Source organism: Nannocystis bainbridge, assembly GCF_028368995.1.
Taxonomy (GTDB): domain Bacteria; phylum Myxococcota_A; class Polyangia; order Nannocystales; family Nannocystaceae; genus Nannocystis; species Nannocystis bainbridge.
The window spans coordinates 190,790-211,201 of record NZ_JAQNDL010000002.1; the positions used below are offsets into that span (position 1 = coordinate 190,790).

The following is a 20,412-nucleotide window of genomic DNA, read 5'->3' on the forward strand; positions in this document are numbered from 1 at the left end:
TCCTGTTATCCTCCGCGCGTGCCAGCGCCCTCGATCCGGCCGGTCCGCGGCCTCGCCCTCGCGCTCGTGCTCGCGGGCGGGCCCGCCTGCGGCGGCGACGACGACGACAACCTGCCGGTCGCCGAACCCGCCGCCCTGCCGCCCCGCCCCGGGGCCGAGCACAAGAGCCAGGAGGAGCAGGCCCGCGCCGGGGTCGACGCCCTGCTGGCGACCCCGAGCCCGGCGACCCTGCTGGCGGTGCTCGGCCAGAGCCACGCCGTCGCCCGCGCGCTGCTCGGCCGCCACACCCTCAAGTACACCGCGGAGTTCAGCCTCACGCCGGTCGAGCCGGTGCGTCCCGCGGTCGATACGCCGGTGCTGCTGGCGCAGAAGGTCGTCGACGAGCTCGATCTGCAGTGGGCCGCCGGGGCCGGTGAACCTGTCCGTTTCTACCTGTCCCAACATACCGATCAGCACCGCGGCCGCGAGCTCGTGGTGATCGACGAGACGGCCTACACGCGGCTGATGCACCGCGCCTGGCACGTGCGCCCGCTCGACGCCGACCTCCACCAGCGCTGGCTCGACGAGGCCCAGCGCAGCGTGCACGACGTGGTCGAGCTGGCCGCGCCGGCGCTGGCCGTGGCCGCGGCCGACGAGGGCGAGACGGTGCGGGTGACGCTGTCGCTGGCCGAGCCGGGCGCGCGCGTGCCGGTGCCCGCGGGTGCGGCGCCTGGCCGGGAGTGGCGTGAGAAGGCCGAGCTCACCGCGATCGAGGGCACGCTGACGATCGAGCGCGCCACGGGGCTGTGGCAGTCGGCCGAGGTCCGCGTCGGCTACGGCGTCCGCGACGAGCTCGAGCGAGCGCTGGTCGGCGAGACCCACCTCACCGGCACCGCGGCTCGCACCCCGGAGCTCGAGCTCCAGGCGCCCGAGCACGTCCTGCCGCTGCCCGAGCGGGTCCGCTACGAGAGCGAGCGACGGCGGCTGCTCGACGGCCTCGCCGGCACCTGAGCGCGAGCTCGCGTGACGCGGGCGCGGCCCGAGGGCGCGAGGAGCCTGCACCGCGTCGGCGAGGTCGGGCGTGAGCGGGCGCGGGCCCGAGGGCGAGCGAGGCTCCGCCACGAAGCCACGGCTCCCGCGGGGGAGCGGGCGCCTCCGCGTGAGCTGACGCGCCCGCGTCCGAACCGGGGGCCTTTGCGGCGCCGCTCGCCCGCGCTAAAAGGCCACGCGTGACGAAGCCTGCTCTCTCGCGCGCGGCCCTGCCGCCCGCCATCCAGCGCGCCCTCGACCTCGCCGTCGACGCCAAGGCCGCTGCGCCCGTCGTCCTCCAGCTCACCGACGTGGCCGGTTACACCGACTGGGCGCTGGTCGTGTCCGGCCGATCCGACCGCCACGTCGGCGGCATCACCGAGGCGATCATGGCCGGTCTCAAGGACCAGCAGCGGTCGCCGATCGGCACCGACGGCCTCGAGGAGCACCTGTGGGACCTCCTCGATTACGACGATTTCCTGGTCCACGTGTTTTACCACCCGGTGCGCAAGCACTACGACCTCGAGAGCATGTGGCGCGACGCGCCGCGGGTCGAGCTCGGGCTGCCTGAAGATGTCATGGACACCTCGGCGCTCGAGGGCCTGACGCCGCCGACCGACATGCCGCCGTTCCGCGGCGGCAGCTTCGGCGCGTTCCCGGGCGAGCTCGAGGACGAGGAAGAGCTGGCCGACGCGCCGGGTGAGCTGCCCGAGGGCGCCGAGGACGAGGAGCCCGAGGAGGGCGACGAGGACGAGGCCGCCGAGTACGACGAGCCCGACGACTTCGCCGACGAAGAGGGCGAGTACGCCTACGACGAGGGCGACGAGGGCGACGAGGACGACGACGCGCTGGCGGCCGAGGACCCGGACAGCGACGCGGCCCCGGCCGACGCGCCCCCGGCCGACGCGCCCCCGGCCGACGTGCCCCCGCGGCGCAAGTGAGCGTTCGCCCGTGAAGATCAGCGTCGTCGCCGCCGGCAAGCTCAAGGACACCGCGCTCGTCGCGTTGTGCGCCGACTATGCTCGGCGCGTGCAGCCGTTCGTCACCGTCGAGACGCTCGAGGTGCGCGACCTGGCGGCTATCCGCGCCCACTGGACCCGCCACGAGGGCGCGCGCGTGCTGCTCGACGAGCGCGGCGAACAGATCGCCACCCGCGAGCTGGCGCAGTGGATCGACCGCTGGCGCCGCGACGCCCGCGACGTCGCGCTCTACATCGGCGACGCCGACGGCTTCACCGTCACCGACCGCACTCAGGCGGACCGCCTGATGGCCCTGTCTCGCCTGACCCTGCCGCACCGGCTGGTCCGGCTGATCCTGCTCGAGCAGCTCTACCGCGCCGGCAGCCTGCTGGCGGGTCACCCGTACCACCACGGGTGAGGCTGTCCGAGCGGGCATGTCCCGAAGGGCATGTCTCGAAGGGCATGTGTTGGAGGGCATGCCCGAAAGAGCATGTTTGAAAGGACATGTTCAAAAGGCGAGCCGACGTCGTCTGGACGCAAGCGCGACTCGTGACGGGCGGCGTGGCCCGCGTGTCCGCGTCTCCCTGCGCTGCCCAGGCGTCCTCCGCCTCGCCGCGGTCGCGCCTCGCGCCTCGGCCCGTCGGTGGTTTATCCTGCGCTCGCCGTGGACCAGCCGCCGCGCGGACAGCCCGACCTGCTCGCCCTCGTCGCGCGCCACGCGACGAGCGAGGGGCGGACCGACTCGCCGTACCCGGGCCTGTGGTTTTGGCGCGCCGATCGGCCGTTCAGCGGGCGCAAGTCGCAGGCGCTCACGCTGTCGCTGCTGGTGGTCGTCCAGGGCCGCAAGACCGCCAACTTCGGCGCGCAGGCCCTCACCTACGATCCGCTCCACTACCTCCTGCTCACCGGCGAGGGCGAGTTCGAGAGCGCCGTGATCGAGGCCGACCCGGAGCGACCGTACCTGTCGCTCAGCGTCGCCATGCCGCCCGATGTCGTCGCTCGCACCCTGATCGCCCTGGCCGACAGCGAAGTCGGCGGCGGCGACGAGCCGGCGCCCGCGTACGTGTCGCGGCTCGACGCCCCGATCGTCGGCGCCCTGTGTCGCTTGCTCGAGGCAGTCGGCGATCCGGCCGAGCGGACCGTGCTGGCGCCGCTCATCGTCGAGGAGATCGTGTTCCGCCTGCTGCGCTCCGAGGCGGCGGCGGTGCTGCGCCGGGCCGTGCGTCGCGGCGACGAGGCCCGGATCCAGGAGTCGATGGCGTTCATCCGCGCCCACGCGAGCGACCGCCTGACCGTCGAGGAGCTGGCCCGCCGCGCCGCCATGAGCCCGTCCCACTTCGCCCACCGCTTCCGCGCCGTCGCTCGCGTCAGCCCGATGCGCTACGTCAAGCACGTCCGCCTGCACGAGGCGCGCGCGCTGCTGCTCCGCGGCGCGCGAGCCGGCGAGGCCGCCGATCAGGTCGGCTACGCCAGCGCCTCGCACTTCACCCGCGACTTCAAGAGTTACTTCGGCGTCCCGCCGGCCGAGTACGCCCGCCGTCTGCACGCCGCGCCCGGGCAGCCCGCCTAGCTCGCGCGGCCCGCGGATCGCAGGATCGGGCCGGCGTAGCGCCGCGCCCGTCCTCGCTGGTGCGTGCCTGCGTCTCGCAGGATCGGGCAAGAGAAGCGCAGCGGTCGGCGTGGCGGCCGCGGGGGCTGTCGCATACACAGGAGGCCATGAAGACACGCAAGCTCGGCACCTCCGGCATCGACCTGTCCGCCATCGGCCTCGGCTGCATGGGCATGTCCGACTTCTACGGCCCCGCCGACGAGCAGCGCTCGATCGCCGTCATCCACCGCGCGCTGGACCAGGGCCTCAATTTCCTCGACACCGCCGACATGTACGGCAGCGGCGCCAACGAGGCGCTGGTCGGCAAGGCCATCCACGATCGCCGCGACGACGTCGTGCTCGCCACCAAGTTCGCCATTCGCCGCGGCCCGAACGGCGAGTTCCTCGGCGTGTCCGGCAAGCCCGAGTACGTCAAGGCCGCGTGCGACGCCAGCCTCCAGCGACTCGGCGTCGAAGTCATCGACCTCTACTACCAGCACCGCGTCGATCCGGAGGTCCCGATCGAGGACACCGTCGGGGCGATGGCCGACCTGGTCAAGGCCGGCAAGGTCCGCCACCTCGGGCTCAGCGAGGCCGCGCCAGCGACGATCCGGCGCGCCGCCAAGGTCCACCCGATCGCCGCGCTGCAGACCGAGTACTCGCTGTGGAGCCGCGATCCCGAGGACGAGCTGCTCGGGCTGTGCGCCGAGCTCGGCATCACCTTCGTCGCCTACAGCCCGCTCGGTCGCGGCTTCCTCACCGGCCAGATCAAGTCGGTCGACGACCTCGCGCAGGACGACTATCGCCGCCACTCGCCGCGGTTCCAGGGCGAGAACTTCCAGCGCAACCTCGACCTCGTCCGCCAGGTCGAGCGCCTCGCCGCGGCCCGCAAGGTCACCGCCGCCCAGCTCGCGCTCGCGTGGCTGCTCGCGCGCGCCGAGCACGTGGTCCCGATCCCCGGCACCCGCAGCGAGGCGCGCCTGACCGAGAACATCGGCGCCGTCGACCTCGAGCTGACCGCCGAGGAGCTGCAGGCGATCGACGCCGTCGCCCCGCGCGGGGCCGCGGCCGGCGAGCGCTACCCGGCCGCGAGCATGAGCCAGGTCAACGGCTGAGCCAGCGGCCGGCGAGGGCGCGGTGGCCGGCCGAGCGAGCGGGACGCCGAGGTGGAGCGTACCTGTCCGATGGGACAGGCCGAATCCGATGTTTGCGAGGTCGTCCGCTCGCGCGATCGTGACGCCGCGATCGTCGCCGCAGGTCTGCTCGTGGTGCGGCCGCCGGTCGAGCGAGCAGCTCGCCGGGGAGCTCTGCAGGCCCGGGCGCCCGGGTTGCGAGAGGTGCTGTCGCGGTTCTGCGGCAGCGGTCGCGTGGGGCCGCAGGACATGTCTGTTTGGATATGTGCGAATGGACATGTCGTCATGAACATGTCCTGAGTTTTCGTCCGGGCGCCGCCGGTCGGTGCATCCCGCGCGAGCAGGGTCGGTGACGCGCCCGTCACCGGGATGTCGCCCGCCCGTGGTCCGGCGCCGCGGCTCACGCGCGGGCGGTCCGCGGCGACGGACGGGCGTGCGCGCGCGATCGCGGGTGTACGCGCGAACGCGGCGCGTGGGGCTGCAGCAAAAGCGGCGCGGGCTTCCCGGGGCCCGAAGGACGCGCTAGACGACCCGCATGCCTGCACGCTTCGCTTCCTCCGCGCTCCTGCTGTCCGTCGCCGTCCTGCTCGCCTGCAGCCCGAGCGAGCCCGCGACCACCGACGACACGACGGGCGGCACCGGCACCGGTGAGACCGACGCGACGACGACCACCGGCACGCCGACGACCACCGCCGCGCCGACCAGCACGAGCGACACGAGCACCAGCGACGGCACCACCTCCGAGGGCACGACCTCGCCGGTCGACACCACGACGGACGCCGAGACGACGACGACGACGACCGGCGAGACGACGACCGGCGAGGCGACGACCGGCGAGACGACGACCGGCGACGAGACGACCACCACGACCACCGGCTCGACCACCGACGACACCGGCGAGACCACCAGCGGTACCACCGGCGACGAGGGCCTCGGGCCCGACGCCCAAGCGGCGATCGACGCCCTCGAGCTGGTCGTCGACGGCGTGCTGTGGACCAGCGAGTCCGACTACCCGTGGACCGTGTTCGGCCTGCCCGACGCTGCGCCGATCGGCGTCGACAACCTCAAGGAGCTGCTCGCCCCGCAGATCGTGGTCGAGAACGGCGAGGCCCCGCTCGAGGAGCAGACGATCGAGCAGAAGCCGTGGGACAAGATCTTCCTCGACATGACGACGCCGCAGGACTGGTGGACCGACTACGAGATCCAGCGCGCCGAGCAATACCAGGCGATCCAGGACGTGCTGGAGGGCCACCTCGTGAACCTGAAGATGTTCCGGATCGGCGAGAAGTCCGGCAACTGGCTGTCGGGCGCGATCGACATGTTCGTGATCGGCGAGACGGTCGACGGCGACCTGGTCGGGATCCAGACGATCACCGTCGAGACCTGAGCCCCTGGCGCTCAGGGCATGTCCGAAGACACAGGGCCTTTCAGGCATGCCCTTTCGGACATGCCCGAAACGCCAGGCAGCCTCACTGCTTGCGGACCACGCCCCCGTCGTCGACCGTGAACGTCAGCTCCTCGCGCAGCAGCTGGTTGCTGTCCTGCGAGCGCGACAGCATCACGGTCGCCGTGGCCTCCTCGAAGCCCTCGGCGACCGACAGCAGCACGCGGAAGGTCTGGGGCGTGCGCGGCGGGACGAAGCCGTCCCAGCGGGTCGTGCCGCCCTCGACGTTGAAGCCCTTGATGTAGATCTCGGCGACCAGCTTGTTGGTCTCGACGATGCCGGCGACCCGCATCTTGAGCACGAGCTCGACCTGGCGCGGGCCCTTGGGTTCGTAGGTGAGGTCGAGCTGGAGGTCGGCGGCGTCCTCCTTGACCGACTCGCTGCGCAGGGAGACCGGGCCGGCTGCCGGCTTGTGGGCGCAGCCGAGGAGCGACGCGGCGAGGGCCAGGGACACGAAGAGGCGCATGGGGGCCGGTTTTACCCCGACGCCGCCGCGGCGTCAGCGGGGCCCGAGCCCGAACTGCAGCGCGAGCTCCAGCCCGAGCGACAGCTCGAGGCCGCCGACGCGGAAGCGGGGCACGCCGACCGCGTCGGCCAGGCCGACCACCCGCGGCCCGTCGTGGTCGTCGATCCCGAAGCTGCCGCCGAGCTCGATCCGCGGGCCCACGCGCAGGCCGAGCCGCGGCGACGGCCGAGCCCGCCAGCCCGGCGACAGCCGCAGGAACCCGCCCAGCAGCGGCGGACGGGCCACCGTGTCGTCGTCGCCCGACGCCGCCAGCGGCGCTCGCTCGCCCGCGCGCGTGACCCACCACGGCTCGATCGCCAGCCCGACCAGGATCGGCAGCTCGAACCGACCGCGGCGCAGGGCGTAGCCGGCCGCGATCGCCACGCGCAGGCGGCCGAGGCCGACCCCTGCCTCGGCCTGGCCGATCGCGCGGGTCTCGAGCGCCGCGGCGAGGCCCCGCGGACTGCGGACCTCGAGGCCGAGCCCGCCGCCGCCGCCGCCCAGGGCGCCGCCGTACGCTGGCGGACCGAGGCCGAGCACCGCCGCGGCGTGCAGGCCGACGCCGAGCTCCCAGCGTGGCCGATCGGACATGTCCTTTTGGACCTGCGCTTTTGGGCCTGTCTCTTCGGCCATGTCGAGGGGCGGCGACGGCTCGGGAGGTGGCGGCTCCGGCGGGGCCGGCTCGGGTGGCACCAGCTCGGGAGCGGCTGCGGGCGGTGGGATCGCCACGTCCTCCTGGTCGGGGATCACCGCGCCTTGCTCGACGGCGAAGATCAGGTTCGCGGCGGTGCTGGCGACCACGCGGACCTCTTGCCCGATCTCGACCGCGAAGCTGCGCTCGTACGCGCGGCCGTCGGAGGTGATCACGCGGATCGTCCCGCGGTCGTCGGCGGCGCGGGTGAGCTGGAGATAGAGGTACGGCGCCTCGGTCGGGGCCGCGCCGCCGTGGCGCTCGATCGGCAGCCGCGGCAGGCGCAGGGCCAGGGCCGCCAGCACGGCGGCCTCGTCGAACCCGCGGATGTCGGCCCGCGCGGCCCGGAACTCTTGCGGCTCGCCGGTTGTCGCGTCACCTGTCCCCGGGGACATGCCCGAAGCGACACCCGGCTCGGCCGCGGGGGCGACCAGCACCGTGACGAGCGCGCATGTCGAGGCGAGGAGCACGGGGCGAGCCTAGCGTGTTTCAGCCGCAGCCGTTGTCGACGCACACCGCCGCGCCGAGGTAGGCGGAGTCGCAGCAGACTTCGAGGTCGCCGGCGCAGGCCGACGGGCACGGGCAGGTCAGGCAGGCGCCCGCGTAGGCGAACGGGCGGCAGTCGCCCGCCAGGCACAGCTCGTCGCCGGGGCACGCGCTGCCGCAGTCGTCGCAGTGCAGCGGGTCCTCGGCGAGCACCACGCAGGCGCCGTCGCAGTCGACGCGGCCGTCGCCGCAGCCCTCGGCGCACTTGCTGGCGTTGCACACGCCCTGGTCGCCGCAGTCGTTGTCGCACTCGCCGCAGTGGCGCGGGTCGCTGCGGGTGTCGACGCAGGTCTCGCCGCAGCGGACCAGGCCGTCGCGGCAGCGACACTCGCCGCCGTCGCAGCGCTCGCGCTGGGCGTCGCAGGTGCCGTCGCAGCAGGCGTCCGCGGCCACGCAGCCCTCCCCGCACTGGACCTGGCCCTCGGGGCACGGCGACTCGCCGCAGGCGGTCGAACAGGTCGGATCGCAACCTTCCTGGCCTTCGGGACAGGCGGTGTCCTCGCCGCAACCTTCCTGGCCCTCGGGACAGGTCTCGGAGTCGTGCGAGGTGTCGTCGCTGTCGTGATCGCTGTCGTTGTGGTTGTCGTCGGTCGAGCCGGCGCCGCCGATGGTGTACTCCTTGAGGCAAGCCGGAGCGCCGAGGAGCAGGGTCAGGGCAGCGAGGCGGCGGAGCGCGCCTGGAAGGTCGAGGACGGGGGCGGGCGCGAGGCGGCGGAGCGGGCTCGGGGGGCTCGCGGTGGTGGCCGGATCGAGGGGGGCGGCGGCGAGGCTGCGGCGCGCGTTCATCGGGCACGGGGAGCTCGGGGAGCTCGCGGTGGTGGCCGGCTCGAGGGGCGCGCAGGCGAGGTCGCGCAGGCTCACCTCGCTCGCCTCGCGCGCTCGAGCGGCCGGGCGGAGCGGGCTCGCCGGGCGGGCCGGCCTCGCGCAGGCGTCGTGGGTCACGGCGTCTCCCCGCCGGCGAGGGCGGCGTCGGCTTGCTTGCGGTGGGCGCCGGTCGGGTGGTGCTCGAGATAGTCCTGCCAGCAGGCAGCGCGGGCGTCGGCGGGGCTGCGACGGCACAGACCGGCGCGCGCGTCGTCGGCGAAGCGGCCGGCGGGGAAGCGGCCCAGGTACTCGCGCCACGCGGCGGCCTGGCCGTCGCCGCCGCGCAACTGGCGGGTCAGCGCGAACAGATCGCCGTAGGCCAGCTCGGCCCGCGCGCCGGCGCCGGGCAGGGCGAGGATCTCCCGGAACTTGCGCTCGGCGGCCGCGAGCTCGCCCTTCTGCCACAGCTGTTGCGCCTCGTCCTCGAGCGACAATCCGGGCGCGGCGTCCTCCTGCGACTTGCGCCGGCGGGGGCCGTCCTTGGCGAGGGCTTTGCGCGGGCGCGTTTCGTCCGGGACGTCGACAGTCGGTGATGTCCCTCGGGACATGTCCTCGGGGGCACTTTCACGTGTCGTTTTGGGCATGTCCTGGGGGACATTCGTGACTGTCTCTTGGGACATGTCATTCCGGTCCGCGGCCCGCTCGGCGGCGCCGTCGGTGTGGACCTCGGTGGTGCCGCCGAAGCGCGCCTCGCCGTGACGCCCGCCCGCGCCGTCGAGGGCCGCCGCGGTGCCGCGCTCGCCGGCCCGCTCGGCCACGAGATCGGGGCCGACGACGGCGAGCAGCACGGCCGCGGCGAGGGCCGCGACGACGCCGAACACCACGCCGAGGCGGCGGCGCCCGGGGACGGGGGCCGGCGGGATGCTGGCCAGGCGCCGCTCGGCCAGCTTGCCGTCGAGCTCGGCCTTCAGCGCGGTGGTGAACGGCGCCAGCGCCCCGGCGTCGCCGCGCCCGTGGCCCGGCGCGAGCGGGACCACGGGCGGCAGGACGCCGGCGCGCGCGACCGCGTCGGCCGGGACGGCGGCGGGGTCGAGCTCGCGGGCGCGGGCCAACATGGCCGCAAAGTCAGGTGCGGGTCGGGCCCTGGCGACCAGGCGATCGAGGTGCTCGGCGGTGTCGCGGGCGAACGGCGCGAGCGCGGGCGGGGTGCCGTCTTCGTCATGCGTCGCCATGGTCGCGCTCCTTGTCGGCCGAGTCCTCGGTGAGCCAGCCGAGCCGCACGAGCTCGCTGCGGATCCGCGCACGCGCCCGGGTGGCGCGCACGCGGAGGTTGCCGGGCGAGATGCCGAGCTCGGCGGCGGCCTGCGGCGCCGGCATGTCCTGCAGGTCGCACAGCACGAACGCCTCGCGCAGCTGCGCGGGCAAGGTGTCGAGCACGGCGAGCAAGACCTCGGCGCGGCGCTGCCGGAGGTGCGCGCCCTCGGGGTCGGCGTCGGTGCCGACGCTGCTCTGGGCGCTGACGACCTCGAGGCGATCCATGGCCTGGTCGCCACGGTAGCGCGAGCGCCAGTGCTTGCGCACGATGTTGACGGCGATCCCCCGCAGCCACCCGGCGAAGGCGCCGCGGCCCTCGAACTGGGCCAGGCCGACGAAGGCCCGCGCGAAGGTCTCCTGGACCAGGTCCTCGGCGGCCGCGGTGTCGCCGGTGAGGTAGGCGAGGTGGCGGAACACGCGGTCGAAGTGCTCCTGATAGAGGCGCGACCAGGCTTCGATGTCGCCGCCGCGGGCGCGATGAAGGAGCTCGGCCTCGCGGTCCTCCGCTTCGGAGGCGCTCGGCGCGGAGCCCGGACGTAACAGTTGCAGGAGCGAACCCACTCAGCCCCCAGGTACCCGATCGCACCGCGGTGTTACAGGGAATCGCAGGCGCGAAAGCGCACTGTGGGGAGGGCGAAAAGTTTTTTGACCAGCGGCTGTAACAGGCCGGCCGCGGCGGGGACTCGGGGCGGGAGACCCAACATCATGCGCATCCTCGGCACCGCGATCCTTTCCCTTTCCACGACCCTGTTCCTGTTCGGCTGTGACATCGACCTGAACGGCAAGAACGCCGACGACCAGGCCGATGACGACAAGGAGGGAGACGGGGACGGCGAGGGTGGCGGGGACGGCGACGGTGGCGGGGACGGGGAGTCGCAGGGCGATGGCGAGTCGCAGGGCGATGGCGAGTCGCAAGGTGACAATGAGTCGCAAGGCGACGGCGAGTCGCAAGGCGAGACGCAGGGCGACGGCGAGTCACAAGGCGAGACGCAGGGCGACGGTGAATCGCAAGGCGACACGCAGGGCGACGGCGAGTCGCAAGGCGACACGCAGGGCGATGGCGAATCGCAGGGCGACACGCAGGGCGATGGCGACACGCAGGGAGACGGCGAGTCGCAGGGCGATGGCGACACGCAGGGCGACGGCGGTGAGTCGCAAGGCGACACGCAGGGCGACGGCGGTGAGTCGCAAGGCGACACGCAGGGTGATGGCGGCGAGTCGGAGGGCGACACGCAGGGTGATGGCGGTGAGTCGCAGGGCGACACGCAGGGCGACGGCGGCGAGTCGGAGGGCGACACGCAGGGCGACGGTGGCGAGTCGCAAGGCGACACGCAGGGCGATGGCGAGTCGCAAGGCGACGGCGAGTCGCAAGGCGACACGCAGGGCGATGGCGAGTCGCAGGGTGACACGCAGGGCGATGGCGAGTCCGAGGGCGACACGCAGGGCGACGGCGAGTCCGAGGGCGACACGCTCTGATCGCTTCGGAGCGCCCAGTGCATGCGCCTCGCACTTCGAGGCGCGGCCCTTCGAGGCGTTACCGTGAGCTCGTCATTGTCAGCCACGACGGCGATCCTCGCGGACACGCGATGCCTCGCATCTGAAGAAATGCGGCGTCGCGTCTCGCCATCTTCGTGAAGCAACACCGATCGACGTCTCCGAACGCGACGACGCGCCGGAATCGACCTCGACGAGGTCGATCCGGCGCGGGCACCGTCACTCGGACTGCAGGGGCTCAGCGGTTCTGCTGATCCTTGCGCATCGGATCGCGCTGATCCGTCTCGACGTCCTGGCCCACGCCGGTGCGGCCACGGTTCGGGTCCTGCTGCTGCTGCTGCTGGTCCCGGTCGGTGCGCGGCGTGCTGGCCGGCATGTCGGGCTGCTGGCGGCCGCCCTGCTGCGGGTTGCGCTGACGATCGTCCTGCGTCTGGCCGACACCGCGGTCGCGGCGGTTGTCGTCCTGCTGCTGCGGGTTCTTCTGATTCGGGGTCGTCATGGATCGTTCTCCTGAACATGTCCCTCGGGACAGGGCGGTGATTCGCCCGTCCGGGGCTCGGCGTCGGGAGCATGGTCGGCAGCGCGAGGCGGGCAAGTGATTTGGTGACGGTCGAAGCGCGGCGCGCCGTGCGACGATGCGACTTCGACGCGGTCCGCCTGCGAAACCGTTGTACCGCGGTGGCAGGGTCCGCTCGGGTGATCGGACCGGACTCGGCCTCGTGCGGCGCCGCGGCCACGCCGTCCGCGCGGACGGCGTGGCGTGCTCGACTGCCGCGCCCGGGCTCAGGTCACCAGCTCGGCGAAGATCCGCAGCATCGGTTCGGTGAACAGCGGCGACGGCAGGATCGTGCCGCCGAGGGCCCACGCGCGCGCCAACGGCAGCGGCCAGCGGCGCACTCCCAGCGGGCCCTCGACCGCCAGCAGCAAGCCCTGCAGCGAGAAGAACGCGGCCGTCCGCACGACCATGTCGAGGTCGAGCGCGGCGGCGACGATCCAGGTGTGGAGGGCGACGCTGACGGCGAAGGCGAGCGCGAGGCCGGCGCCGGGGCGGCCGCGGCGCGCCAGCGGGACGAAGCAGTGCTGCCGGAGCCAGCGGTTGACCACGAGGTTCCAGCGCTCGCCCCAGAAGTCGCGCAGGCTGCGGGCGAGGATCGGGTGGCGCTGGACCGGCGGCACGCGGGCCCCGAGCAGGCGGCCGATGCCCTCGAGCAGGCCGGCGGCGGTCTCGGCGAAGCCGTAGAGGAAGGCGCAGCCGGCCAGCCAGCGCAGCGGCAGCCCGCCGACCTGCGGGGCCAGGACGACGCCTGTCCACAAGGACATGAACATAAAGACAGCCGCGGCCGCGGTCCGCGACCACACCGCGGGGTCGAAGCGCGGCGGGACCCACTCGCAGCGGCGGCTGTCGACGATCGCCAGCACGTGCACGACCCGGCGCAGCGGGCTGAACTCACGCGGCTCGCGGGCGAGGTCGATCAGGCGCGCGAAGCCCCAGAACGCCAGCGCCGCCAGGAGCGCGCGGGAGAACGGGGTGCTGGCGGCGAACGGGGCGAGGAACGCGGGCAGGGCGACGCACAGCCCGAGCGCGCGCCGCAGCGGCGAACCAGCGGTCACGAGGGCGGCGAGGACGAGGAGCGCGAGCATCGTCGCGCGCAGTGTACCCGGCCGGCGCCGCGCTCGACCAGCTGGCTCGTGGGACAGGTCACAGCACCGCTGCGCCGACGCACCGCAGCGACGATCCCGCGGCGCGCACGCGCGAGCGCACCCGCTCGAGATCGCGGCTCAGCCCGTTCGAAGCGCACGCCTCGCGCTCACGGGCAGAAGTTGCCGTGGGGGTTCTCCGAGGTGCAGGTGTTGAGGGTCGCGCCTTGACCCTTGGGCACGCTGACGGTCTCGAGGTGGATGTGCGGGGCCGACGAGCAGCCGGAGTTGCCGCTGTAGGCGACGAGCTGGCCCTGATCGACGTGGCTGCCGTTCTGGATCCCGGGGCCGAGTCCCTCGATGTGGAGGTAGTAGACGAACAGGTCGTTGGCCGGGTTGTTCGGGTCGCCGCAGTCGGACTTCAACTTGACGTAGTTGAAGGCATTCCAGCACTGCATCGTGCAGCCCATGTCGTAGCAGTTGGGCAGGCCGGTCTGCTGGCCGACCACGGTGCCGCCGATGCCGGCGTAGATCGGGGTGCCGAGCGCGACGCCGTAGTCGATGCCGTAGTGCGAGCCGCCGTTGCCGCAGGCCGAGAAGCCCTGGGTGACCACGCCCGGCGGGACCTGCAAGCAGCACTCGCCGCCGTTCGGCACCGCCTTGCACGCGTCGGCGACGCCAGGCGCGTTGACCTGGCAGCCGTCGGGGCACACGGTCTTGTTCACCGTCTTGCCGCCGGCGCAGTCGTAGAGATCGTTCGCATCACCCGCGGGCAAGCTCTGGCCGCAGTAGAGACCGTCGCCGCTCATCGCGCCCTGGCACGGATCGCTCTCGGGGTTGCACGCGTCGGCGACGCCGGGCGGGTTGACCTTGCAGCCGGCGTTGCACGCGGTCTGACTGGCGGTGGCGCCGTTCTGACAGTCGTAGAGGACGGCCGCGTCGCCGCCCATGAGCGTGCCGCCGCAGTAGAGGCCGTTGCCGCTCATGGCCGAGGCGCACGGATCTTGCGCGATCGCCTTGCACGCGCCGGCCTCGCAGCCGGCCGGGCAAGGCGTGACCGATCCGGTGAGGCCGCCGCTGCACTGGTAGAGGCTGTTGTGATCGGCGAGACCGCCGAGCTCGCCGCCGCAGTGCGGACCGTCGCCGAGGCCGTCGCACGGATCGGCGGGCAAGTTCGGGTCGGTGGTGCTGGTGGTGAGCGGACCCTGCGTGGTGCCGTCGCTGGTGGTGGTGAGCGTGGTGCTCGTCGGTTCGCCGGACGTCGTGGTCGGTGGACACAGCGTGAGCTGGTCGCACGGCGCAGCGGTGGTCGCGCTGTCGGTCGTGGTCGCTCCGCCCGTGCTGCCGGAATCGCTCGTCGCGGCGTCGGTGGCCGTCAGCGCCGACGCGCTCGTGATCGTGCCCACCGACAGGCCCGATGGCCCCGCGGAGTCACCGCAAGCGAGCGTGAAGCTGACGAGCAGGACAGGCGACAGGAGCGCGGTCGAGCGAGTCATCGTCGTCGACGATACGCGCGCGCTGCACCGGGGGACAAGGCAGGGCTGGGCGAGCCTCGGCGAATTCGCGAAGCTAGGCCGCATGCGCATTACGTTATCGCTCGCTCGCGTGTTCGTCGTGTCGCTCGCCGCCGCTGGAGCGGGGGCGTGCGGCGACGACGAGAAGGGCAGCGCCTCGGGGTTCGCGACCGGGACAGGGACGACGGTGACGAGCGACGACTCGACGACGGCGCCGACGACCGAAGCTCCGACGACGACGACCTCGACCTCGACCAGTTCGACTTCGACTTCGAGTTCGACGAGCACGAGCACGAGCGAGCCGGTGGTCCCGACCGCCGGCATGACGACCGACGAGACGACCGACGAGACGACCTCGACCTCGACGACGGACGGCAGCAGCGGCACGACGGGGACCGAGGAGTGCGGGGCGCCCGGCATCTTGCTGGTGTGCGACAAGGGCGACGACGTCGATCCGTTCCACGCGATCGGCGTCGGTTGTCCGGGCGCCGCGGAGAACACCATCCCGATCACGAGCCCCGTGTTCAACTCGCAGCCGATCGCCTGGCGAGCGGCGCGAGGCTTCGGCACCGCCGAAGATCCGAATGCGCCGGGCGAGCTGCTGTTCCGCCCGCGCGAGGGCGAGAAGTTTTTGGTCCTCAGCACCGGCCGGGTCGAGAAGCTCGACGGCGACGGCGTGCTGGTCGAGACCGTGCCGCAGTTCGACAACGACAACAACTTCAACCCCGACGAGCCGAACGCCCTGCCAGCGCCGATGAGCCACCTGGTCGGCTCGGACAACGGCCAGGGCGGGACCCCGTTCGCCGGGTGCGACGGGGTCCACGACTGCTCGGACAGCATCGAGCCCAACTGGACGCTCGGCAACGGCGACCCGAACGACATGCTGTCCGGCGCGTTCACGGTCGAGGTCCCGCCGGGGGTCGACGGCTTTTTGTTCGACGCGGTGTTCTTCTCCTCGGAGTACCCGGCGTTCGTCGGCGACACCTACAACGACATGTTCATCGGCTGGTCGACGAGCGAGGCGTACACCGGCAACGTCACGTTCTTCGACGGTCAGCCGTTCACGGTCACGTCGCTGGCAGAGGCGATGGAGACCGCCGGCTACGTCGCCGACGCGCCCGAGCTGGCGGGCACCGGGTTCGAGACCCACGGCACCACCGGCTGGGTGACGATCCAGGCCCAGGTGGTCCCCGGCGAGACTTTCACGTTCGCGTTCGCGTTGATGGACATGGGCGACAGCAGCAAGGCGACCGTGACGGTGGTCGACCACTGGCGCTGGGACTGCAAGGGCTGCGTGCCGCTCGAGGTCGATCCGCTGTGCGGCACCGAGGGCCACCCGAAATGCTGCGGCCTGTGCGTCGATCCGGCCGACGATCCGCAGTGCGGGAGCGAGGGTCACCCGGCCTGCTGCACCGCGGGCTGACCCGCCGTCATCGCCATCGCGGAGGCCCGGATCGGGAGATCCACCCGGGCCGGCGGTGGGCCCGGGGCTCTCGCGGGCGAGGGGGCGCGTCCGCGCGGAGGTCTCCACGGCCGGCTCCGGCGGCGACAGTGGTTCTCACGTCGGCGATACGATAGGGTGGCGGCCATGGCTGTTCGCTCTGGCTTTCGTCACCTGTCTCTTGGCACATGTTCTCTCGTATTCGCGCTGGCTGGCTGTTCGACGGCCGCGAGCGGCACCGGCGGGTCGACCGACGGGCTGACCGACGCCGACTCGGGCGGTAACAACTCGACCGGCCAACCGGGCACCGGCTCGGACACGGCGGTGCCGACGGGCGGGAGCAGCGAGACCTCGCCGACGACCAGCGACGACGGCGTCACGTTCGGCTCCACCGACGCGACCGCGACGGAGGGCGTGACCAGCACGACCGAGGCCGGCACGACCGAAGGCCCGCAGACGACCTCGGGCACCGACTCGGACACCGCCACCACCGCCGTCGACACCACCGACGGCACGAGCACCACGGGTGAGAGCTCCGACGGCACGACGTCCTCGACGACCGAGCCGGTCGACGATGACGACGACGACGACGACATGGTGCCCGACGTCGACGACAACTGCCCGAACGACGCCAACCCGCTGCAGGAAGACACCGACGGCGACGGCATGGGCGACGCCTGCGACGACGACGACGACAACGACACCATCCCCGACGACGTCGACAACTGCCCGCTGGTCCCCAACCAGGATCAGAAGAACACCGACAACGACGCGTTCGGCGACGCCTGCGACGGCGACCTCGACGGCGACGGGATCCCCAACGGAGACGACCCGTTCGCCAACGACGGCAACCTGCCGGGCGTGACGACGCCGTTCAAGATCTACGCCCACTCGTCGGGCAACCTCTACACCGTCGACGTCACCGACCCGTACGCGGTGTCGATGGTCAGCAACTTCAAGTTCTCCAACGACAACTGCGACCACTCGGTGACCGACGTGGCGATCGATCGCTGGGGCGTGCTGTACGCGGTCACGTTCGGGTGCGGCTACGTCATCAACCCGCAGACGGCCCAGGCGTACAAGCTCGGGACCCTGCCGCAGAGCTTCAACGGGCTGACGCTGATCCCGAAGGGCATCCTCGACCCCAACAAGGACGCGCTGGTCGGCATCGCCAACACGGGTCAGTGGTACCAGCTGACGCTGCAGAACGGGATGTTCGCCATCCAGCAGATCGGCCAGTACGGCGCCGGCTACACCTCGGCGGGCGACGCGTTCTCGATCGAGAACGTCGGCACCTACGGCGCGGTCAACAAGCAGGGCGTCGCCGGCACGGTGATCGTGCAGGTCGACCCGAAGACCGGCGCGGTCCAGAGCGAGCTGGCGACGCTGCCCCAGAACCCCGCCGTCTACGGGCTGGCCGGCTGGGAGGGGCTGATCCTGGCGTTCGACTCGAGCGGGCAGATGTTCCGCATCGACCCGCAGACCAAGGTCGTCACGCCGCTCGGCAACAAGGGCGTGGCGTGGTGGGGCGCCGGCGTCGGCACCGTGATCCCGCAGTAAACAGCAGGGCGAGGGCGGCCCAGCCGCCCGCCTCGCCCCCGCTGTTGCAGCCGCACGGCTCGTAGACCGGCGGCATCGAGGCGGTGTCGCCGGTGGCATCGCCGGCGGTGCCGTCAGTCGCAGTGCCGGTCGTGGCCTCGTCCACGACGGTGTCGCTGACCGTGCCCATCGTCGGCGAGGTGCCCCACGCCGGCTCGTCCTCGGCCTTCAAGACCCCCGTGGTGGTGGCGGACGGCGCGAGCAGGGCGAGGGCGAAGACGAGGGGGTGGACCATGCCCGCGAGCATAGGCGGGCGCGCGCCCGCCTGTCCACCGCGAACGTCCGGGCCGTGAGGGCTCGGAAGAGCACCCGAACGGACATGTCACGGAGGACATGTCGCATGGGCTATGTCGCCGAGGACATGTCCATATCAACATGTCCTCGACGCCATGCGCGCGCGGTCAGGCCGGCTTGCGGATCGCCCAGTGGGCCTCGAGCGGGGCGTCGCACAGGCCGCTGCGGTGCGACTCGAAGTTGATGGCGTTGCGCGGGCCGAGCGGGGCGCTCTCGCCCTCGCTCAGCGTGATGTCGGCGCCGCCGAGGGTGAACTGCAGCTCCCACAGCTCGGCGTCCTGGCAGCAGCCCTCGCAAGCGCAGGTCTCGAGGCTGTGCGGGGTGACGGTGAGCTCGCCGGCGGCGGCCTGGGTCGGGGTGAAGCCGCGGCCGGCGTGGTAGACGGCGGGCTCGCCGGGCGCGCCGAGGTCCCACACCGAGATGGCGGCGAACTGACAGCCGCCGAAGCCCTCGACGCGGTCGACGACGATCCGCGGGCAGGCCGGCATGAGCGGCAGCCAGGCGGCGGGGGCGGAGACGTTGAGGGTCCAGGGGTCGGGGATCAGGCAGTTCTGACCGCAGGCGCAGCCGTCGAGCTGCCACAGGGGGCCTTTCTCGGGGCTGATGCGGGTGCCGGTGAACTCGAGCGGACCGCACGCGACGGGCTTGCCCTGCTGCACGAGCTCGGCGCCGAGGTCGTCGCCGTCGACGCCGCACACGCCTCCGCCGGTGGTGGTGTCGGTGGTGTCGGTGGTGGCGGTGGTGCCGGGCTCGGAGGTGCTGGTGGTGGTGCCGTCGGTGGTGGTGGTGCCGGTGGCGTCGGTGGTGGTGGTGCCCGGCCCGGTGGTGCCCGTGGAGGTGGAGGTGCTGGTGACCGTGCTGGCGCCGGTCGGCTCGGGCGTGGTCGTCGGCGCGTCGGAGGTGGCGTCGGGCCCGGTGGTCGGCCCGCTGGTGTTGTCAGGGCCGGTCGCGTTGGCGGTGGTCGAGGGGTCGCCGCCGGTGGTCATGGCGGTGGTGTCGTCGGCGCAGGCGACCGCGAGCGCGGCGAACATGGATAGGGCGAGTTCAAGGCGAGGCATGCTGCAAGGGTAGCGAGTCAGGGCGCGGATGGCCCGTCGCGTCCGCGAACGGACCGATGTGCGCGGCGCACTGCGGGCCCGCGAGCCCGGTGCGCGGAGGGTCCAGGGCCCGTCGGCCCACGAGCACGAAAGGTCGCGCGCGTGAGCTCCGAGGGCGTGATGGGCGTGACGCGGCGGCTCCGCGGAGTCGCGCGGGTGAGCTCCGGGAGCGTGACGGGGCACTACGCGGAGGTTCCGCGGAGTCGCGGATGAGCTCCGGGCGCGTGACGGGCACGACAGGACGCGGGCTCCGGTGCGCGTGGTGGCCGGGGCGCGGACGTTCCGTCGCGGTCATGCCCGGGACCGCGAGCGAGGTTGCCGGGCAGTCAGAGAAGACGCCGCGAGTGACGGTGGCCACGCGCGTGGGCGCGGCTTCAGGGCGACTTCTCGCCGGCGGGGACGGCGAACGGGAGACGGTTCTCGGCCAGCGGGACAGGGCAGGTGGCGTAGGCCGTGAAGGCGCAGGGGGGATTGTGGGCGCGGTTGAAGTCGAGCAGGACGCTGCCGTCGACCGGCAGCTCGGCGAGCAGGAAGCGGCCGCCGTGGTAGGTCTCGCGGCCGCTGGTGCGATCGCTGAAGACGAACAACAAGGAGTCGCCGTCGGGGCCGTGCTCGAGGATCGGGGTGAGGCGATGCTCCTGGCCGGCGATCGTGAAGACGGCGACGCCGGGGACCTGGACCGGCTGGACGGTGCCGAGCACGGTGGGATGCTCGAGGGTCCGCGGGCTCGCCAGCGCCTCGAAGCGAGCGTGGACCTGCCAGGCCGGATCGAGGGCGAACGTGGCGATGCCGGCGAACTCGCGCCGCTCGGGGGCCTGCAGGTCGTAGAGGCGCAGGCCGAGGCGCTCGCCGCGGGCGATGATCAGGAAGGTGAAGCGATCGCCGAGCACGACGCGATCGGCGGGCTGCGATGGATCGATGTCGGAGCGCAGCGAGACGTCGGTGATGGCCTCGCCGCGCAGGCGAGCGTCGACGCCCGGGGCGAGGCGCAGGCGGACGCGGCCGGCGGCGAGGGCGAGCACGCCGACCTCGGCAGGGGCGCCGTCGGGGAAGACGATGTCGGCCCCCGGATCGGCGCCGAGCCGGTAGTCGCCGTCCCGCAGCCAGTAGAGCCCGGCGAGCGCGAGCCAGCCCTGCGGCTGCGTCAGCGCCTCGATCCGCGCGGCGTGCCAGCGGGCGTGATCGGCGGCGAAGGCCGGATCGGCGGCGGGCGGCGGCGGCGGCTGCGGGCGACAGGCGGCGAGGGTCACGCCGAGCGCGAGCGTCACCCGGGCCTTTTTAAAGAATGTGGGTCGCATGGGTACGCGAGGGGGCGGCCTTGACAGATGTGTCCTGAAGGACAT

The 20,412-nt window shown here is 72.8% G+C and carries 20 protein-coding genes; 9 read left to right on the forward strand and 11 right to left on the reverse strand.

Features of this window, described 5'->3' with window-relative positions; all coding sequences use genetic code 11:
- Positions 1–18: 18 nt before the first annotated feature.
- From POL25_RS18490 to POL25_RS18515, 6 genes are all read left to right on the forward strand, one after another.
- The gene (locus tag POL25_RS18490; RefSeq protein ID WP_272087408.1) at positions 19–990 is read left to right on the forward strand and encodes a hypothetical protein; all 972 of its coding nucleotides are present in this window, start codon (positions 19–21) and stop codon (positions 988–990) included.
- Positions 991–1,208: 218 nt separating this feature from the next.
- Positions 1,209–1,949, forward strand: coding sequence for a ribosome silencing factor (rsfS, locus tag POL25_RS18495; protein ID WP_272087409.1), 741 nt, complete (start codon positions 1,209–1,211; stop codon positions 1,947–1,949).
- Positions 1,950–1,959: 10 nt separating this feature from the next.
- Positions 1,960–2,385 (forward strand): 23S rRNA (pseudouridine(1915)-N(3))-methyltransferase RlmH, encoded by a 426-nt coding sequence (locus POL25_RS18500; RefSeq protein ID WP_272087411.1) that lies wholly within the window; start codon positions 1,960–1,962, stop codon positions 2,383–2,385.
- 246 nt (positions 2,386–2,631) lie between these two features.
- A complete protein-coding gene (locus POL25_RS18505) occupies positions 2,632–3,537 on the forward strand; it encodes an AraC family transcriptional regulator (RefSeq protein ID WP_272087412.1) in 906 nt (301 codons plus the stop codon).
- Between the two features lie 146 nt (positions 3,538–3,683).
- Positions 3,684–4,670, forward strand: coding sequence for an aldo/keto reductase (locus tag POL25_RS18510; RefSeq protein WP_272087413.1), 987 nt, complete (start codon positions 3,684–3,686; stop codon positions 4,668–4,670).
- Between the two features lie 553 nt (positions 4,671–5,223).
- Positions 5,224–6,075, forward strand: coding sequence for a nuclease A inhibitor family protein (locus POL25_RS18515; protein WP_272087414.1), 852 nt, complete (start codon positions 5,224–5,226; stop codon positions 6,073–6,075).
- A gap of 82 nt (positions 6,076–6,157) precedes the next feature.
- On the opposite strand, the gene POL25_RS18520 is transcribed toward POL25_RS18515, so the two are convergent.
- Genes POL25_RS18520 through POL25_RS18540 form a run of 5 tightly spaced genes read right to left on the reverse strand, consistent with a single transcriptional unit; the run spans position 6,158 to position 10,553 of the window.
- Complete coding sequence (locus POL25_RS18520; protein WP_272087415.1) at positions 6,158–6,598, reverse strand: hypothetical protein; 441 nt, start codon at positions 6,596–6,598, stop codon at positions 6,158–6,160.
- A 33-nt stretch (positions 6,599–6,631) separates the two neighbouring features.
- Positions 6,632–7,798, reverse strand: coding sequence for a hypothetical protein (locus POL25_RS18525; RefSeq protein WP_272087416.1), 1,167 nt, complete (start codon positions 7,796–7,798; stop codon positions 6,632–6,634).
- Between the two features lie 19 nt (positions 7,799–7,817).
- A complete protein-coding gene (locus POL25_RS18530) occupies positions 7,818–8,816 on the reverse strand; it encodes a hypothetical protein (RefSeq protein ID WP_272087417.1) in 999 nt (332 codons plus the stop codon).
- The gene (locus POL25_RS18535; RefSeq protein WP_272087418.1) at positions 8,813–9,910 is read right to left on the reverse strand and encodes a hypothetical protein; all 1,098 of its coding nucleotides are present in this window, start codon (positions 9,908–9,910) and stop codon (positions 8,813–8,815) included. The genes POL25_RS18530 and POL25_RS18535 overlap by 4 nt, the downstream gene beginning before the upstream one ends.
- Positions 9,897–10,553: an RNA polymerase sigma factor gene (locus tag POL25_RS18540; protein WP_272087419.1), complete on the reverse strand. Its 657-nt coding sequence runs from the start codon at positions 10,551–10,553 to the stop codon at positions 9,897–9,899. The genes POL25_RS18535 and POL25_RS18540 overlap by 14 nt, the downstream gene beginning before the upstream one ends.
- Before the next feature lie 144 nt (positions 10,554–10,697).
- Between POL25_RS18540 and POL25_RS18545 the strand changes: the two genes are divergently transcribed.
- Complete coding sequence (locus tag POL25_RS18545; protein WP_272087420.1) at positions 10,698–11,468, forward strand: hypothetical protein; 771 nt, start codon at positions 10,698–10,700, stop codon at positions 11,466–11,468.
- 256 nt (positions 11,469–11,724) lie between these two features.
- On the opposite strand, the gene POL25_RS18550 is transcribed toward POL25_RS18545, so the two are convergent.
- The 3 genes from POL25_RS18550 to POL25_RS18560 all read right to left on the reverse strand — a co-directional run bounded on the left by POL25_RS18550 (position 11,725) and on the right by POL25_RS18560 (position 14,620).
- Entirely contained in the window at positions 11,725–11,985 is a 261-nt protein-coding gene (locus tag POL25_RS18550) for a hypothetical protein (protein ID WP_272087421.1), read from the reverse strand.
- Between the two features lie 284 nt (positions 11,986–12,269).
- The gene (locus tag POL25_RS18555; RefSeq protein WP_272087422.1) at positions 12,270–13,127 is read right to left on the reverse strand and encodes an MBOAT family protein; all 858 of its coding nucleotides are present in this window, start codon (positions 13,125–13,127) and stop codon (positions 12,270–12,272) included.
- A gap of 167 nt (positions 13,128–13,294) precedes the next feature.
- Entirely contained in the window at positions 13,295–14,620 is a 1,326-nt protein-coding gene (locus POL25_RS18560; protein ID WP_272087423.1) for a M23 family metallopeptidase, read from the reverse strand.
- Between the two features lie 82 nt (positions 14,621–14,702).
- Between POL25_RS18560 and POL25_RS18565 the strand changes: the two genes are divergently transcribed.
- Positions 14,703–16,061 carry a choice-of-anchor L domain-containing protein gene (locus tag POL25_RS18565; protein WP_272087424.1) on the forward strand — a complete coding sequence of 453 codons (1,359 nt, stop codon included), beginning with the start codon at positions 14,703–14,705 and terminating at the stop codon, positions 16,059–16,061.
- 165 nt (positions 16,062–16,226) lie between these two features.
- A complete protein-coding gene (locus POL25_RS18570; RefSeq protein ID WP_272087425.1) occupies positions 16,227–17,639 on the forward strand; it encodes a thrombospondin type 3 repeat-containing protein in 1,413 nt (470 codons plus the stop codon).
- On the opposite strand, the gene POL25_RS18575 is transcribed toward POL25_RS18570, so the two are convergent.
- From POL25_RS18575 to POL25_RS18585, 3 genes are all read right to left on the reverse strand, one after another.
- Entirely contained in the window at positions 17,572–17,913 is a 342-nt protein-coding gene (locus POL25_RS18575; protein WP_272087426.1) for a hypothetical protein, read from the reverse strand. The genes POL25_RS18570 and POL25_RS18575 overlap by 68 nt on opposite strands.
- A gap of 166 nt (positions 17,914–18,079) precedes the next feature.
- Positions 18,080–19,030 (reverse strand): hypothetical protein, encoded by a 951-nt coding sequence (locus tag POL25_RS18580; protein WP_272087427.1) that lies wholly within the window; start codon positions 19,028–19,030, stop codon positions 18,080–18,082.
- Positions 19,031–19,443: 413 nt separating this feature from the next.
- Positions 19,444–20,367 carry a DUF1684 domain-containing protein gene (locus tag POL25_RS18585; RefSeq protein ID WP_272087428.1) on the reverse strand — a complete coding sequence of 308 codons (924 nt, stop codon included), beginning with the start codon at positions 20,365–20,367 and terminating at the stop codon, positions 19,444–19,446.
- Positions 20,368–20,412: the final 45 nt, after the last annotated feature.

Bases quoted from the DNA above. Each gene is read 5' to 3' on its own strand.
- POL25_RS18510 (WP_272087413.1), top strand. From the start codon at position 3,684: ATGAAGACACGCAAGCTCGGCACCTCCGGCATCGACCTGTCCGCCATC.
- POL25_RS18515 (WP_272087414.1), top strand. From the start codon at position 5,224: ATGCCTGCACGCTTCGCTTCCTCCGCGCTCCTGCTGTCCGTCGCCGTC.
- POL25_RS18520 (WP_272087415.1), bottom strand. From the start codon at position 6,598: ATGCGCCTCTTCGTGTCCCTGGCCCTCGCCGCGTCGCTCCTCGGCTGC.
- POL25_RS18535 (WP_272087418.1), bottom strand. From the start codon at position 9,910: ATGGCGACGCATGACGAAGACGGCACCCCGCCCGCGCTCGCGCCGTTC.
- POL25_RS18545 (WP_272087420.1), top strand. From the start codon at position 10,698: ATGCGCATCCTCGGCACCGCGATCCTTTCCCTTTCCACGACCCTGTTC.
- POL25_RS18550 (WP_272087421.1), bottom strand. From the start codon at position 11,985: ATGACGACCCCGAATCAGAAGAACCCGCAGCAGCAGGACGACAACCGC.
- POL25_RS18555 (WP_272087422.1), bottom strand. From the start codon at position 13,127: ATGCTCGCGCTCCTCGTCCTCGCCGCCCTCGTGACCGCTGGTTCGCCG.
- POL25_RS18560 (WP_272087423.1), bottom strand. From the start codon at position 14,620: ATGACTCGCTCGACCGCGCTCCTGTCGCCTGTCCTGCTCGTCAGCTTC.
- POL25_RS18565 (WP_272087424.1), top strand. From the start codon at position 14,703: ATGCGCATTACGTTATCGCTCGCTCGCGTGTTCGTCGTGTCGCTCGCC.
- POL25_RS18570 (WP_272087425.1), top strand. From the start codon at position 16,227: ATGGCTGTTCGCTCTGGCTTTCGTCACCTGTCTCTTGGCACATGTTCT.
- POL25_RS18575 (WP_272087426.1), bottom strand. From the start codon at position 17,913: ATGGTCCACCCCCTCGTCTTCGCCCTCGCCCTGCTCGCGCCGTCCGCC.
- POL25_RS18580 (WP_272087427.1), bottom strand. From the start codon at position 19,030: ATGCCTCGCCTTGAACTCGCCCTATCCATGTTCGCCGCGCTCGCGGTC.
- POL25_RS18585 (WP_272087428.1), bottom strand. From the start codon at position 20,367: ATGCGACCCACATTCTTTAAAAAGGCCCGGGTGACGCTCGCGCTCGGC.